At 68.3% G+C, this 14,525-nt stretch carries 18 protein-coding genes; all 18 read left to right on the top strand.

Going from position 1 to position 14,525, the window contains the following annotated elements:
* The first annotated feature begins 48 nt into the window (after positions 1–48).
* Complete coding sequence (locus tag HNS03_RS05710; RefSeq protein ID WP_367193733.1) at positions 49–612, top strand: head-tail connector protein; 564 nt, start codon at positions 49–51, stop codon at positions 610–612.
* Complete coding sequence (locus HNS03_RS05705; RefSeq protein WP_367193732.1) at positions 609–941, top strand: phage head closure protein; 333 nt, start codon at positions 609–611, stop codon at positions 939–941. Before HNS03_RS05710 ends, HNS03_RS05705 begins: the two co-directional genes overlap by 4 nt.
* A complete protein-coding gene (locus HNS03_RS05700; RefSeq protein ID WP_367193731.1) occupies positions 941–1,348 on the top strand; it encodes a DUF3168 domain-containing protein in 408 nt (135 codons plus the stop codon). Before HNS03_RS05705 ends, HNS03_RS05700 begins: the two co-directional genes overlap by 1 nt.
* 125 nt (positions 1,349–1,473) lie before the next feature.
* Positions 1,474–1,902, top strand: coding sequence for a hypothetical protein (locus tag HNS03_RS05695; RefSeq protein ID WP_367193730.1), 429 nt, complete (start codon positions 1,474–1,476; stop codon positions 1,900–1,902).
* A gap of 67 nt (positions 1,903–1,969) precedes the next feature.
* Positions 1,970–2,383 (top strand): phage major tail protein, TP901-1 family, encoded by a 414-nt coding sequence (locus HNS03_RS05690; RefSeq protein ID WP_367193729.1) that lies wholly within the window; start codon positions 1,970–1,972, stop codon positions 2,381–2,383.
* A 2-nt stretch (positions 2,384–2,385) separates the two neighbouring features.
* A complete protein-coding gene (locus tag HNS03_RS05685) occupies positions 2,386–2,718 on the top strand; it encodes a gene transfer agent family protein (protein WP_367193728.1) in 333 nt (110 codons plus the stop codon).
* A complete protein-coding gene (locus HNS03_RS05680) occupies positions 2,715–2,927 on the top strand; it encodes a phage tail assembly chaperone (RefSeq protein WP_367193727.1) in 213 nt (70 codons plus the stop codon). Before HNS03_RS05685 ends, HNS03_RS05680 begins: the two co-directional genes overlap by 4 nt.
* A gap of 10 nt (positions 2,928–2,937) precedes the next feature.
* A complete protein-coding gene (locus HNS03_RS05675) occupies positions 2,938–3,513 on the top strand; it encodes a phage tail tape measure protein (protein WP_367193726.1) in 576 nt (191 codons plus the stop codon).
* Positions 3,514–3,542: 29 nt separating this feature from the next.
* On the top strand, positions 3,543–4,187 hold the full coding sequence (locus tag HNS03_RS05670) for a TIGR02217 family protein (RefSeq protein ID WP_367193725.1): 645 nt from the start codon (positions 3,543–3,545) through the stop codon (positions 4,185–4,187).
* On the top strand, positions 4,184–5,065 hold the full coding sequence (locus HNS03_RS05665; RefSeq protein WP_367193724.1) for a DUF2163 domain-containing protein: 882 nt from the start codon (positions 4,184–4,186) through the stop codon (positions 5,063–5,065). Before HNS03_RS05670 ends, HNS03_RS05665 begins: the two co-directional genes overlap by 4 nt.
* Complete coding sequence (locus tag HNS03_RS05660) at positions 5,065–5,508, top strand: NlpC/P60 family protein (protein WP_367193723.1); 444 nt, start codon at positions 5,065–5,067, stop codon at positions 5,506–5,508. Before HNS03_RS05665 ends, HNS03_RS05660 begins: the two co-directional genes overlap by 1 nt.
* Positions 5,509–5,515: 7 nt before the next feature.
* The gene (locus tag HNS03_RS05655) at positions 5,516–9,406 is read left to right on the top strand and encodes a glycoside hydrolase/phage tail family protein (protein WP_367193722.1); all 3,891 of its coding nucleotides are present in this window, start codon (positions 5,516–5,518) and stop codon (positions 9,404–9,406) included.
* Positions 9,399–10,502, top strand: coding sequence for a DUF2793 domain-containing protein (locus HNS03_RS05650; RefSeq protein WP_367193721.1), 1,104 nt, complete (start codon positions 9,399–9,401; stop codon positions 10,500–10,502). The genes HNS03_RS05655 and HNS03_RS05650 overlap by 8 nt, the downstream gene beginning before the upstream one ends.
* Positions 10,503–10,562: 60 nt before the next feature.
* Positions 10,563–11,600 carry a peptidoglycan-binding protein gene (locus HNS03_RS05645; RefSeq protein ID WP_367193720.1) on the top strand — a complete coding sequence of 346 codons (1,038 nt, stop codon included), beginning with the start codon at positions 10,563–10,565 and terminating at the stop codon, positions 11,598–11,600.
* The gene (locus tag HNS03_RS05640) at positions 11,597–11,866 is read left to right on the top strand and encodes a hypothetical protein (RefSeq protein WP_367193719.1); all 270 of its coding nucleotides are present in this window, start codon (positions 11,597–11,599) and stop codon (positions 11,864–11,866) included. The genes HNS03_RS05645 and HNS03_RS05640 overlap by 4 nt, the downstream gene beginning before the upstream one ends.
* A gap of 283 nt (positions 11,867–12,149) precedes the next feature.
* A complete protein-coding gene (locus HNS03_RS05635; protein ID WP_367193718.1) occupies positions 12,150–12,431 on the top strand; it encodes a PepSY domain-containing protein in 282 nt (93 codons plus the stop codon).
* Between the two features lie 9 nt (positions 12,432–12,440).
* Positions 12,441–13,127 carry a response regulator transcription factor gene (locus HNS03_RS05630; RefSeq protein WP_367193717.1) on the top strand — a complete coding sequence of 229 codons (687 nt, stop codon included), beginning with the start codon at positions 12,441–12,443 and terminating at the stop codon, positions 13,125–13,127.
* Positions 13,114–14,484, top strand: coding sequence for an ATP-binding protein (locus tag HNS03_RS05625; RefSeq protein ID WP_367193716.1), 1,371 nt, complete (start codon positions 13,114–13,116; stop codon positions 14,482–14,484). Before HNS03_RS05630 ends, HNS03_RS05625 begins: the two co-directional genes overlap by 14 nt.
* Positions 14,485–14,525 lie beyond the last annotated feature (41 nt).

Raw genomic sequence — 14,525 nt, 5'->3', positions numbered from 1 at the left:
CCTGGCCCGGCTCTGTCCTCGGAGCCGGGCCATTTTTTTGGAGGGGTCATGACAAGCATTTTGACCGAGCCGCCGACGCTGGAACCTGTCACATTGGCGGAGGCTAAACAGCATCTGCGTGTCGACACTGACGCCGAGGATACCCTGATCGCCGATCTGATCGCGGCGGCGCGCCGGCATGTGGAGGCCACGACCGGCCGGGCGCTGTTGGCTCAGGGCTGGCGGATCGTGCGCGAGACCGTTCCGCATTCCGGCATCGTCCGGCTCGAGCCGCAACCGGTGCTTTCCATCGATGCGGTGACGGTGCGGGCCAGCGACGGCACCGCCTCGGTGCTTGGGGCCGAGGACTATGTGATGGATCTGGTGTCGTCGCGGCTGCGGCTGTTGCCCGGCGGTGCGGGCCGGTGGCGGGCGGACCAGGTGGAGATCGACATCACCGCCGGCTACGGCACGGTGGCTGGCGACGTGCCCGCGCCGCTGCGCCAGGCGGTGCTGATGCTGGTGGCCCATTGGCACCAGCACCGAGAGGCCGCGTTGGTCGGTCCGCCCGATCCGGTCTCGCTCGGCGTTTCCAGCCTTGTCCGCCCCTATCGGCTGGCGAGGGTAGCATGACCGGCGCACCCGCGATCGGGGCGCTGGACCGCCGTCTGACGATCGAAACGCCGACGGCGACCTCCGACGGCGCCGGTGGAGAGACGGTCGTCTGGACCAAGCTTGCCGACGTCTGGGGGCGGGTGGATGCGCTGTCGGCGGCCGAGCGCGACCGCAGCGGCCGTCTCGACGGCGTGGCCACGCACCGTGTGACGATCCGGGCGCGGACCGGCGTTACCGGCGGCCAGCGGCTCAAGGTCGATGGCCGCACGCTGATGATCCTCGCGACCCGGCCGGTTGGAGTCCGCGATCGGTTTCTCTTGATCGAGGCGGAAGAGGAGGGACGGTGATGGATGCCGGACAGGCGCTACGGGCTGCGATCTACGCGAGGCTTGCCGGCGATGCGGTGCTGATCGACCGTCTCGGTGGCGCGCGCATCTACGACCGGCCGCCGCGCGCGGCCGCGCATCCGTTCGTCGCGTTCGGTGATGCAAGCGATCGCCGGCTCGACGGGGACTTGCCGCCGATGAGCGAACATCGGGTGGCTCTGGAAGTCCGCTCCACCTCGCATGGCCGCAAGCAGGCGGCCGAACTCGCTGAGCGGATCGAAACGCTTTTGATCGGTGCGGCGCTCGCACTCGACGGACACCGGCTGGTGTCGCTGTCTCTGGTCGACCGGGCCACGCGGTTTGCCTCGGACCGCAAGTCGGTGCTCGCGGTTCTGCGACTGCGCGCGGTGACGGAGCCGGTGCAGTAGGCGGTGCCATGGTCTCCGCTCATTCCCGCTTGCGCGAGGACCCCGCACCAACGTCGTGACGCTGTCGGCCGTCGCCGCTATCGTTCCCCCGACCGACCGATTTCCGGTCTCAAAGGAGCGATGCGATGGACAAGAAGGCACTTTTGGTTGCGGCGATGGTGTGCGGCCTGGCTCAGCCGGCGATGGCGGCGACGAGCGGGAAATGGGGCGCGCTCAGCAACACCGCGACCTCCATCACCGGCGACATCGACGTCTCAGCGAACGCCGTGACGTTCGCCAACGGCAAGAGCCTGAAGATCGAAGCGGTCGGCAGCAAGAAGGGCGCCTGGAGCGGCACCGGAGATCCGGTCGAGGGCGAAATCTTCAAGCTGGTTCCGCCGTCGGATCCGGTGCTCTTGAACGGCAACCAGTTTTGCGGACTGCCGGACCATCCGGCTACCTACATCGTGCTCGCTCCCGACACGGATGACGGGATGAGCATGGTGGTTTTCACCACCGACAGCGCGCCGACGCCTGAGTCCAGCCCCTGCGCGATCTACAACTACGGCAAGTAGATCGGCCGGGCTGAGATCGCCCGTGCGCCTCGGTGTTTCTGGTTTCTTGGAGACAGAGGAGGCGCCGATGGGCGCACAGCGCGGCACCGATCTGGTGCTTAAGCTCGATCAGACCGGATCGGGCTCCTACGTCACCGTCGCCGGGCTTCGCGCCCGGCGATTGTCGTTCAACGCCGATACCGTCGATGTCACCGACACGGAGTCCGCCGGCCGCTGGCGAGAGCTTCTGGCGGGTGCGGGCGTGCGTCGGGCGAGCCTGTCCGGCTCCGGCATCTTCAAGGATGCGACCTCGGATGCGGCGGTGCGGACGATCTTCTTCGCCGGGGCGATCCGAAGCTGGCAAGTGATCGTGCCCGATTTCGGCACCGTTTCCGGACCGTTCCAGCTTTCGGGCCTCGACTATGCCGGCAATCACGACGGCGAAGTGACCTACGAGATCTCGCTGGAATCGGCCGGCGAACTCACCTTCGCCGCGGCGTGACCATGGCGAACCGGCACCGAGGCGAAATCGATGCCGTCCTGGACGGGCGGCGCTTCACCCTTTGTCTGACGCTGGGGGCACTCGCCGAGCTGGAGGACGCCTTCCAGTCCGGCGATCTGGTCGGCCTTGCCGAACGCTTTGCGAGCGGCCGGCTGAAGGCGGACGATGCGGTCAAGGTGATCGGCGCGGGCCTGCGCGGAGCCGGCCATGCCGTCAGCGACGACGACGTCGCGATGATGACCACGGCCGGCGGGGCCGCCGGCTATGCCGCGATCGTCTCCGATCTCCTGACAGCGACCTTCGGCGATCCGGACGCCCAGCCCGAAAACCCTTGAGGGCCGCGGCGGGGGATCCCGTCGCGGCCTTTCCCTGGCGCGCAGCGATGGCGGTGGCGATCGGCCGGCGCGGTCTGGCGCCGGAGGCGTTCTGGCGCCTCACGTTGCGCGAATTGAGGGCGGTGCTTGCGCCGGAACGCACCGCGCCGGCGGCGGACGTCGGCCGCTTGCGGGCGCTGATCGGTGCCGCGGAGCAGACCGACCAATAGAGGGCAAGCGATGGCGAACGAGTTCGATGACGAGACCGGGTTCGACGGCAACGCCGCGCTTGAGGCGAGCGCGGCGCTGGAACGCTCGGCGGAACGGTTTTCCGCCACCGTCGTTCGCGGCCTCAAGGACGCCGTCGTCGAGGGCAAGCGGCTCGACACGGTGCTTGCCCAGGCGGCGCGCAGCCTGTCCTCTTCGGTGCTGAAATCGGCACTTTCCGGCCTCGGCCAGCAGTTGGTCGGGCAGCTTGGTGGGGTAGGTGGTGAGGTGCTGTCGGCCGGTGCGGCAAGTGCCGCGCACGCTGCCGGCAACCTGATGCCGTTCGCCGAGGGTGGAGTGATCGGTACGCCCACCCGGTTTCCGCTTGTGGACGGCCGCACCGGGCTTGCCGGCGAGGCGGGGCCGGAGGCGATCCTGCCGTTGTCGCGCGGGCCGGACGGGCGGCTCGGGGTCGCGGCCGGCGGGGGAGGGGCGGTGCAGGTCACGTTCAATATCACCACCCAGGACGCCGACAGCTTTCGGCGCTCCGAAGCGCAGGTCACGGCGATGCTCGCGCGCGCTGTCGGCCGGGGCCGGCGCGGAAGCTGACAGGCTCTTTTCAGACGGAAAACGCGATCATGCCGCACGCCTTTCACGAGGTGCTGTTTCCTCTCGCCGTGGCATTTGGTGCCGCCGGCGGGCCGGAACGCAAGACCGAGATCGTGATCCTCGGCTCCGGTCACGAGGAGCGCAACAGCCGCTGGGCGGATTCAAGGCGCCGCTACGACGCCGGCTCCGGGGTGCGCTCGATCGAGGATCTCTATGCCATCGCCGCCTTTTTCGAGGAGCGACGCGGTCGGCTCTATGGCTTTCGCTATCGCGATCCGGTCGATCACCGCTCCAGCACGCCGGGCACGTCGCCGGTGCCGTTCGACCAGACGATCGGCACCGGCGACGGGACGCGTGCCACCTTCCAGCTCACCAAGACCTATGGCGGGGTCCACGCGCCTTGGGTGCGACGGATCGACAAGCCGGTCGCCGAGAGTGTCCGCGTCGCCGTGGCCGGAAGCGAGGTCGCTGTGGGCGCCGGTTTCACCGTCGATGCGGCGACCGGCGTGGTGACCTTTCAACCCGGACACGTCCCGGCCGGCGGAGCGACCGTCACCGCGGGTTTCGAGTTCGACGTGCCGGTGCGCTTCGATACCGACCGGCTGGAAATTTCGCTGACCGCCTTCTCGGCAGGGTCGCTGCCCTCCGTTCCGATCGTGGAGATCCGGCTGTGAAGACGCTCCCCAGCGAATTGGCCGCGCACCTTGAGAGCGGGGCGACGACGCTCTGCCGCTGCTGGCGACTGACCCGGCGCGACGGCACCGTGCTCGGCTTCACCGACCACGACCGCGACATCGCGTTCGACGGGGTGATCCATTCCGCCTCCGGCGGGGCGGCGACCAGTGCGGATGTGGCGTCGAGCGGGCTTGCCGTCGGCGGCTTCGAGATCGACGGGGCGCTCGCCGACGACCGGCTGGCGGCGGAGGATCTGGCGGCCGGCGCCTATGATGGCGCGGTAGTGGAGCTCTGGCTGGTCAATTGGGCGGATATCGATCAGAGGCTGAAGCTGCGGGTCGGCACAGTTGGCGAGGTGACGCGAACCGACGGGGCGTTCCGGGCCGAAATCCGGGGGCCGACCGCCGACCTCGACATCGTGCGGGGGCGACTGTTCCAGCCGCGCTGCGACGCCGATTTGGGCGACAGACGTTGCGCCATCGACTTGTCCGCGTCGGCCTTCCGACTGGAGGCGGAGGTGACGGGTGTGTTTTCTCGCGCAAGCCTCTCGGTCTCGGGTCTGTCGGGCTACGCCGACGGCTGGTTCACGCGCGGCCACGTGGCATTCGAGAGCGGAGCGAATGCCGGGCGGGCGTCGGAGATCAAGGCGCATTCGAACGCGACCTGGCGGATCGCACTGTGGCAGCCCATGGCCGGCGAGATCGCGCTCGGCGACCGGGTGGTGTTGACGGCCGGCTGCGACAAGCGCTTTGCGACCTGCACGGCCAAGTTCGCCAACGCGGGGAACTTTCGCGGCTTCCCGCACATGCCCGGCAACGACGTCGCGCTCGCCTCCGTCTCCGCCGATGGCGGAAACGACGGCGGCACGCTCGCGTGATGGTCATGCGTGCGGACATCGTGTCGACGGCGCTCGCCTGGCGCGGCACGCCCTATCGCCATCAGGCCTCGCTGAAAGGCGTTGGTTGCGACTGCCTCGGGCTGTTGCGCGGCGTCTGGCGCGAGACGATCGGGCCGGAGCCGGAAGCGCCGCCGCCCTATTCGCCGGACTGGGCGGAGGCGGGACGGGCGGAAACGCTGGCGGCGGCCGGCTTTCGCCATCTGGTGCCGGTCGCGATCGGCGCGCAGGCGCCCGGCGACGTGCTCCTGTTTCGCTGGCGCCCGACGTTGCCGGCCAAGCACGTCGCCATCCTGATCGCGCCTGCGCGGTTTCTGCACGCCTACGACGCCGCCGGACAGGTGGTGGAGAGCAGCCTGTCGCCCTGGTGGCGGCGCAGGCTCGCCTATGCGTTCGCCTTTCCCGGCGCGCGCGACCCGGAGTGATCGATCGATGAGCACGCTGGTTCTATCCACCGCCGGCCAGGCCGTCGGTGGCCTGTTCGGCCCGTTAGGGGCCGTGGTCGGCCGAGCGGCGGGCGCGATCGCGGGCGCCGTGATCGACGACGCGTTGTTCGGCGGCAACGGCGGCTCGACGCCCACCGGCAAGCTTGAGGATCTGGACGTCCAGGCTTCGCGGGAAGGGGCGCCGATCCCGCGCGTCTATGGCCGGATGCGGCTGTCCGGCAGCGTGATCTGGGCGACCCGCTACGAAGAGGCGGTGGTCTCGGAAGAGCCGGCCGGCGGCAAGGGCGGCCCCTCCAAGCCGAGCACGCAGTCCTATGCCTACTACGCCAACTTCGCCGTTGGGCTCTGCGAGGGACCGGTGGCGCGGATCGGCCGGATCTGGGCCGACGGCAAGCTGCTCGACCGCTCGGAAGTGACGCATCGGATCTATCTCGGCGACGAAGACCAGATGGCGGATCCGCTGATCGAGGCCAAGCAGGGCACGGCACCGGCCTATCGCGGGCTTTGCTATGTCGTGTTCGAGCGCCTGCCAATCGGCGATTTCGGCAACCGCCTGCCCCAGCTTTCCTTCGAGGTGATCCGGCCGGTGGACCGGCTGGAGACGATGATACGGGCGGTGACGCTGATCCCCGGTGCGAGCGAGTTCGGCTATGCGCCCGAGGAGGTGCGGCGCAGTCTTGGGCCCGGCCGAAGCGCCACCGACAACCGGCATCTCCCGATCGCGGCCTCCAACCTGGAAGCCTCGATCGACGAGTTGGTCGCGCTCTGCCCGAACCTGGAGCGGGTCGCCCTGGTGGTCGCCTGGTTCGGCGACGACCTACGCGCCGGGCACTGCCGGATCGAACCGAAGGTGGAGGCCGAGCCGCGCCCGACGACCGGCGGCGACTGGCAGGTCGCGGGGCTTCCGCGCAGCGCCGCGCGACTCACCAGCCGGATCGACGGTCGGCCGGCTTATGGCGGTACGCCGTCCGACGAAACGGTGCGGGCCGCGATCGCCCATTTGAAGGCGCGCGGGCTGAAGGTGGTGTTCTACCCGTTCGTGCTGATGGATGTGCCGCCCGGCAACGGTCTGCCGGACCCTTATGGTGGAGTCGAGCAGGCGCCCTATCCCTGGCGCGGGAGGATCACCGTCTATCCGGCACCGGGTGAGCCGGGTTCTCCGGACAAGACCGGTGCTGCATCCGGTCAGGTCGCAGGCCTGCTCGGGACCGCCGAGCCGGCGGATTTTTCGGTATCGGGCGGCAGGGTCGCCTATTCCGGGCCGGCGGAATGGTCGCTCAGGCGGATGATCCTCCACTATGCGCATCTGTGCGAGGCGGCCGGCGGAGTCGATGCTTTCCTGATCGGCTCGGAGCTGCGCGGGCTCACCACCATCCGTTCCGATAGCAGCCACTATCCGTTCGTGGATGGGCTGTGCGCGCTTGCCGACGATGTCCACACTGTGCTTCGGGCCGAGACCAAAATCTCCTATGCCGCCGACTGGTCGGAGTTTTTCGGTCATCAGCCGGCGGACGGGACCGGCGACGTCCATTTCCATCTCGATCCGCTGTGGGCGCGGCCGTCGATCGATTTCGTCGGGATCGACGTTTACTGGCCGCTGTCGGATTGGCGCGACGGCACTCCGCTGGATGCCGAGATCGGCTACGGGCCGAGGGATCTCGCCTATCTCGCCGGGAACGTGGCCGGCGGTGAGGGCTACGACTGGTTCTATGCCAGCCAATCGGACCGCGAGCAGCAGATCCGCACGCCGATCACCGATGGCACCGCCGGCAAACCCTGGGTGTTTCGCTACAAGGATCTGAAGAGCTGGTGGACGAACCGGCACTACGACCGGCCGGGTGGGGTGGAGGTGGGGGCTGCAACCCTCTGGCAGCCGGAGATGAAGCCGGTCTGGTTCACCGAGGTCGGCTGTCCCGCGATCGATCGCGGGGCGAACCAGCCGAACGTGTTCTACGATCCGAAATCGTCGGAATCCTTCTTTCCCTACTTCTCCAATGGCGGGCGCGATGACGCCGTTCAGCGCCGCTATCTGGAAGCGATCCTCGGTCATTTTGATCTGATTTTCGGTGCCACCGCCGATGCGAACCCGGTCTCGTCGGTCTATGGCGACCGGATGGTCGTGCCCGGCGGCGTCCACGCCTGGACCTGGGACGCGCGGCCGTTTCCGGCGTTTCCGTTGCGCGAGGACGTTTGGTCGGACGGGCCGAACTGGCAGCGCGGCCACTGGCTGACCGGTCGGCTGGGCGGTACGAGCCTGTCCGGGCTGGTGCGGGCGCTCTACGCCGATTGGGCGCTTACGGATCCCGAGATCGTTGGCCTCGACGAGGCGATCGACGGGCTGGTGGTGGCGGCGCCGTCGGATCTGCGCTCCGTCCTGTCGCCGCTCGGTGAGGCATTCGGCTTCGTCGGGCTCGATGCCGGCACCCATGTGCGGTTCGCCGACCGGGCCGGGCGTTCGCTTGCGACGATCGACGAACTGGATCTGGTCGACGATCGTGACGGGACGCTGGCCGCGCTGGTGCGCGAGCAGGCGAGCGAGCTGCCGATCGAGCTGCGGATCGGCTATCGCGACACGCTGAAGGACTTTCTCGCCTCCAGCGCCGCGTCGCGCCGGCTGGTGGGCGAGAGCCGACAGGTGGCGGACATTGCGCTTCCCGCGGCGCTCTGGGACGGGCTGGCGGTACAAGCGGCCGAGCGCCGGCTCCATGCTCGCTGGGCGGAGCGCACGCGGATCTCGTTTGCGTTGCCGCCGAGCCGGATCGCCCTGGAGCCGGGCGACATCGTGGAGGTCGTCACCCGCGCGGGGCCCATGGTTGCAAGCCTTGCGGAGATCGAGGATGCGACCTTCCGCCGGGTCGAGGGGCGCAGCCACGAGGCGGACGTCTATCGGGCCTCCGCCGGGATCGGCATCGGACGGGCGCCGGCCGCTCCGGTCGGGTTTGGGCCACCGCTTGCCGTGCTGCTCGATCTGCCGCGGGTGGTCGACGGCGACGATCATCGCCCACGAGTGGCAGTGTTCGCCTCGCCGTGGCCGGGAACGACGACGATCTGGCGCTCCGGTTCGGGAAACAGCTTCGATGCCATTGCCGCCATCACCGCTCCCGCCGTCATCGGCACGCTGGCCGCGCCCCTGTCGTCCGGACCGATCGGCCGGTGGGACGGCGCCAATTCCATCCTCGTGGATCTCGCCGGCGGCAGCCTGGCCAGCCGGACCGATCTGGAAGTGCTGTCCGGCGCCAATGCACTCGCGATCCGCGCGTCGAGCGGAGCGTGGGAAATCGTCCAGTTCGCGTCCGCCGAGCTGGTGGCGGAGGGCCGCTATCTCCTGACCCGGCTTCTGCGCGGCCAGCTCGGCACCGAGGATGCGATGGCAGCCGGTCACGCGGCCGGAACGATGGTGGTTCTCCTCAACACCGCGCTTGCGACGCTGCCACTCGACCGCAGCACGTTGCGGCTGGAGCGCAGCTATCGGATCGGACCGTCCGCAGGTGGGCTGGCCGGTCCTGCCGTTACCGAGATGGCGTTTACCGGCACCGGGCGCGGCATCGCACCGCTCAGCCCGGTCCATGTCCGCGCCATCCGCCGGACGGGCGGCGAAATCGAGCTCTCCTGGATCAGGCGCACCCGGATCGGCGGCGACGACTGGGTCAGCGAGGACGTGCCGCTGGGCGAGACCGGCGAGGCCTACCGGCTGGAGATCCTGGCCGGAGCGACGGTCGTGCGCACGCTGGAAACCCAGACACCCGCCTACACCTACGGCCTCGCCGAGCAGGTCACCGACTTCGGCGCGCCGCCGTCTTCTCTTCGAATCCGCGTGGCGCAGCTTGCCGGCGGGTTCGGTCCCGGAATCGTTCGCGAGGTCGAGCTTGATGTCTGACACCACCCCGCACCTGAAACTGCCGACGGTCTGGCCTTCCCAGGCCCAGAAGCATGTGCCCGTCAACGAGGCGTTCGCCCATCTGGACGCTCTGGTCCAGCTCTCGGTGATCGATCGCGATCTCGCCAGCCCGCCGTCAAGCCCGGCGAGCGGCGATCGCTATATCGTCGCCGCCGGGGCGAGCGGTCTGTGGTCGGGGAGGACGGGCAGCGTCGCTGCCTGGATCGACGGCGCATGGGTGTTCTTTGTGCCCCAGACCGGCTGGACGGCCTGGATCGCGGACGAGGCGGTGCTGGTCTACTGGGATGGGGCGGCCTGGACGCATGTGACCTTCGTCAGCGCGGCGACGGCCGCCCTGTTCGGCGTTAACACGACCGCCGACATCGTCAGCCGGCTGTCGGTGAAGTCCGATGCGGTCTTGTTTTCCCATGACGACGCGACTCCGGGGAGCGGCGATCTTCGCCTGTCGTTGAACAAGGACGGGGCCGCGCAGACGGCGAGCGTGGTGTTTCAAACCGGCTATTCCGGGCGGGCGGAGTTCGGGCTGGCCGGAGACGACGATTTCCACGTCAAGGTCAGTCCCGACGGCGAAAGCTGGCACGAGGCGCTGGTCATCGATCGCGCCAGCGGGCGGGCGCGCTTTCCCGCCGGCGCGGACGGACTGCCGGTGGGAACGGTGATCTGGCACGCGGCCGCAAGCCCGCCCAGCGGCTTTCTGAGGGCCAACGGGGCGGCAATTTCGCGGACGGCCTATGCCAACCTGTTCGACGTTATCGGAACGGGGTTCGGGGCCGGCGACGGCTCGACGACCTTCAACCTGCCGGATCTGCGCGGCGAGTTCGTTCGCGGCGTCGACGATGGACGCGGTGTCGACCCGGGACGTGCGTTCGGGTCCTGGCAGCAGGACCAGTTTCAATACCACACCCACCGAACAAACATCACAGGCACGCCCGGGAGCGCGACGGCGCAGTTCTCCTATGTCGGGCCCGGTATAGACGACGAGACGGTCGTCCATTCGGCAGGGCCCGTAAACGGGCGCTTCGGCGGCGAAACCCGTGGCCGCAACGTCGCGCTGCTGGCTTGCATCAAATATTGAGGCGGGCCCGTTGTTTTGACGTGCCAGCAGCCGATTTCGCCTACTCTCCAGGAGCCATTCATGTCCTTCACCCTCACATCGCGCGACCGCGCGGCGCTCAACGGCGTGCACCCGGATCTCGTCGGCGTGGTCGAACGGGCGGCCGAACTGACCCCGGTTCCCTTTCGCGTGTTCGAGGGCGTGCGCTCGATCGAAAGACAGCGCGAGAATGTCCGTCGCGGTGTCTCCAAGACCATGAATTCGCGCCATATCCCGGGTGCGAACGGGGTCGGCCACGCCGTCGACCTGGTGCTTGCCTTCGATGTGAACGGGGACGGGGCCGTCGACGGCGCCGACTATTGGGCGAATCCGGCGGCGCCGTCGGGGGCGGATGCCTGGCGCCGGCTGGAGACGGCGGTCAAGACGGCCGCACGGGAGCTTGAGGTGCCGGTGGAATGGGGCGGCGACTGGCGAACCTTCAAGGACTATCCGCACTGGCAGCTTCCTTGGGAAAGCTATCCGGTGAGCCGACCGGCCGAGCCATCGCGGAAGCCGAAGATGGGATCCGCGGGCCAAGCGCTCTTCCAGCCGGGCGATCGGGGCGATGCGGTCGAACGCTATCAGACCGCTCTCGACCGGCTCGGCTACACCGTGCCGCTCTCCGGCGTGATGGACGATCGCACGGTATTCGTGGTCCGGGTCGTGCAACGCCAGAACGACCTCGCGGTCGATGGCATCCTCGGCCCGCGCACCATGACGGCCATCGACGCCATGGATGCGGCGAGGCGGCGTGGGGAGGCCGCCGGGGCGGCCATGGCGACGGCGGATAAGGAGGCGGTTGCGGCCGCGCCTCCCGTCGCGGAGGAGATGGAGCAGGCCGCGGCCACGAAACAGGCAGTCGTCGTCGGTGGGGGAGGGGCCGTCGCCGGATTGACGATCGCCGGCGATGGGGTCGATCGGGCGCTTCAGGCCGCTCGCCATGGCCAGGCGATTTTTCAATCCGGTTCGCTGCTTTCGATCGCGTTCGGGCTGGCGGTGGTGGCGCTGCTGGGTTTGCAGGCCTGGCGGGTGGCGAAACGCGCCGGCGCGCTGCCGGGCTGGTTGGGAGGCGCGGCATGATCGCCGCGTTTCTTGGCAGCATGCCTCGGTCGGTCTGGCTCGCCATGGCGAGCGTGGCCGTTGTCGCCGGGAGCTATTGGGCGGGGGGAGAGGCCGCCCGCACCGCGTGCGAAGCCCGGATTGCGGTTGCCGAAGCCACGCTCCTTTTTCGTATCCAGGAGGATGCAGATGCGACCACGCAAAAGGCTCTCGACGCGCGCCGGCGCGTTGAGCGCGATCACGATGCTGGCCGGCTGCCAGACGCCGACCCCTATCGTCGCGACTGAAAGCGCCGCCTGCACGGCGTTTTCGCCGATCACCTATTCGATCGAGGACACGGCGCCGACCATCCGACAGATCCGTGGGCACAACGCGGCCTGGGGAGCGGTTTGCAACGAGACGGACGGATCTGTACCGGGCCAGCCCCCAAAAAATCATTGAAAGGTTGAAGGGGACACTCAGTATGGGGAGGGCCGGCTTGGCCCGCTTTCCTTCACCCGCCTGATCGGATTGATCGGCGCTTCCTGTTCATGGCCGGTTCAGCCGACTGCCGGTAGAAGACGGATCGCTATGACCCATCGCCGCCGTCTCGCTCTTGCCGTGTTCTTTCTGCTCGCTGCCTTCGGGGCGGCCGAGGCGCAGTGCCTGTCCGGCGATCAGCAGCGTCAGGCGGTGCAGTCGGGCCAGGCGGTTCGTCCCTCGTCGGTGCAGAGCCAGGTTCAGGGCGAACTGATTCGGCTGGACCTGTGCAACGAAGGCGGCCGGCTGGTCTATATCGCGACCGTGCTCGGTGGCGGCGGTCAAGTGAGCCGGGTGGTGTTCGATGCCCGCACTGGGGCACGGCAAAACTAGGAGTGCTTTATGCGCGTGCTCGTCGTCGAGGACGACCGTGACCTGTCGCGGCAATTGAAGGATGGCCTGGCCGATTCCGGCTATGTGGTCGATTGCGCCTTCGACGGCGAAGAGGGGCATTTCCTGGGTGATACCGAACCCTATGACGCCATCGTGCTCGATCTCGGTCTGCCGGTGATGGACGGGATTTCGGTTTTGGAGCGCTGGCGGCGCGATGGACGGGCCATGCCGGTGCTGATCCTGACCGCGCGCGATCGCTGGAGCGACAAGGTGGCCGGCATTGACGCCGGCGCAGACGACTATGTGGCCAAACCGTTCCACATGGAGGAGGTGCTCGCCCGTATCCGCGCGCTGGTTCGTCGGTCGGCGGGACACGCCAGCAATCTTGTGGCTTGTGGGCCGCTGGAGGTGGACACCCGCTCGGGCCGCGTCAGCGTCGACGGCCAGCCGGTCAAGCTGACATCTCACGAATACCGGCTGATCGCCTATCTAATGTTGCACAAGGACCGCGTGGTCTCGCGCACGGAATTGATCGAGCATCTCTACGATCAGGATTTCGATCGCGATTCCAACACGATCGAGGTGTTCGTCGGGCGCTTGCGGAAGAAAATCGGCGCGCCGGTGATCGAGACCATCCGTGGGCTCGGCTATCGCGTCACCGATCCGGGCGAAGCGACGGCGGATGATGCGAACTAGTTCGCTCGCCCGGCGCCTCCTTCTCATATCGGCGATCTGGAGTGCGGCCGCGCTCGTCGTTGCCGGCGTGATTCTGGTGGCGCTCTATCACCAGTCCGTGGTGCGCAACTTCGACGATCGGCTGGAGGTCTATCTGAAGACCATCGTCGCGGAGCTTGCCGCCGACGATCCGAACGCGCCGGTTCCCAATGTGGGCGATCTGGGCGAACCGCGCTTCGCGCTGCCTCTCTCGGGGTGGTACTGGACCGTTTCGCGCCCGGACAATGGCGGTATCGTCGTGGCTTCGCGCTCGCTTGCCGGCGATGCGCTAGCCTTTCCCGAGCGCTTCAGCGACGAGGGGCCGTCCCGGCCCGAGACGGCCTCGATCAAGGGGCCCGACGGCGAGCCGCTGCGTCTCGTTAGCCGCCAGTTCCGTCTGCCGGGTGGCAAGCGCTACCGCGTCACCGTCGCCGGCGACATCACCGAAGTGCAGCGCGAAGTCGCGTCCTTCGGCACACGGGTGGCGCTGACGCTGTTCGTGCTCGGCGTCGGCCTGGTCGCGGCGATCGTCGCGCAGGTGAAGATCGGTCTGAAACCGCTCGACCGGATGCGGGCATCGCTGCAGGCGATCCGGATCGGCCAGAGCGAGCGGCTGGAGGGCGATTTCCCCCGCGAGATCGCACCGCTGGCAAGCGAGCTCAACGCGCTTCTGGAAAGCCATCGGGAGGTGGTGGAACGCTCCCGAACCCATGTCGGCAACCTGGCTCATGCGCTGAAGACGCCGCTGAGCGTCGTGCTCAACGAGGCGCGCGACAGCGAAGGCCCCTTCGCCCGCAAGGTGGAGGAGCAGGCCACGGCCATGCAGACCCATATCGCTCACCATCTTGACCGGGCTCGGATCGCCGCCCAGCGCCGGGTGATCGGTGCCGTCACGCCGGTGCAGCCGGTGGTGGACTCCATCGTGCGCACCATGCGGCGCCTCTACGAGGACAAGGGCGTCGAGATACGTGCCGTGGATGGGCCCGCGCTCAGCTTTCGCGGCGAAAAGCAGGACCTGATGGAGATCATCGGCAATCTCGCCGACAACGCGTGCAAATGGGCGGGGAACGAGGTTGTTCTGGAGATCAGACGGGGGCGCGACGGGCCGGATGGGCGCAGCTTTTTGGATCTGATCGTGGAAGACGATGGGCCGGGCCTGCCGGAGGCCGAGCGCGATCTGGTGCTGGAACGCGGCCGTCGGCTGGACGAGACCAAACCCGGAAGCGGCCTGGGGCTCTCGATCGTGGCCGAACTGGTGCGTCTTTATGGTGGCGACCTCGTTCTTGCCGAGGCGCGCAGCGGCGGCTTGCGGGTCGAGGTCCGCTTGCCTCGGATCTAAATCCAAAGAAGGGAAAGTGGGCACCGGTTTTCGCCCCGCAT

This window comes from Amorphus sp. 3PC139-8, assembly GCF_040750475.1.
Classification (GTDB): domain Bacteria; phylum Pseudomonadota; class Alphaproteobacteria; order Rhizobiales; family Amorphaceae; genus Amorphus.
Note: the sequence above shows the minus strand (reverse complement) of the source record. Positions and strands in the feature narration are given on the sequence as shown.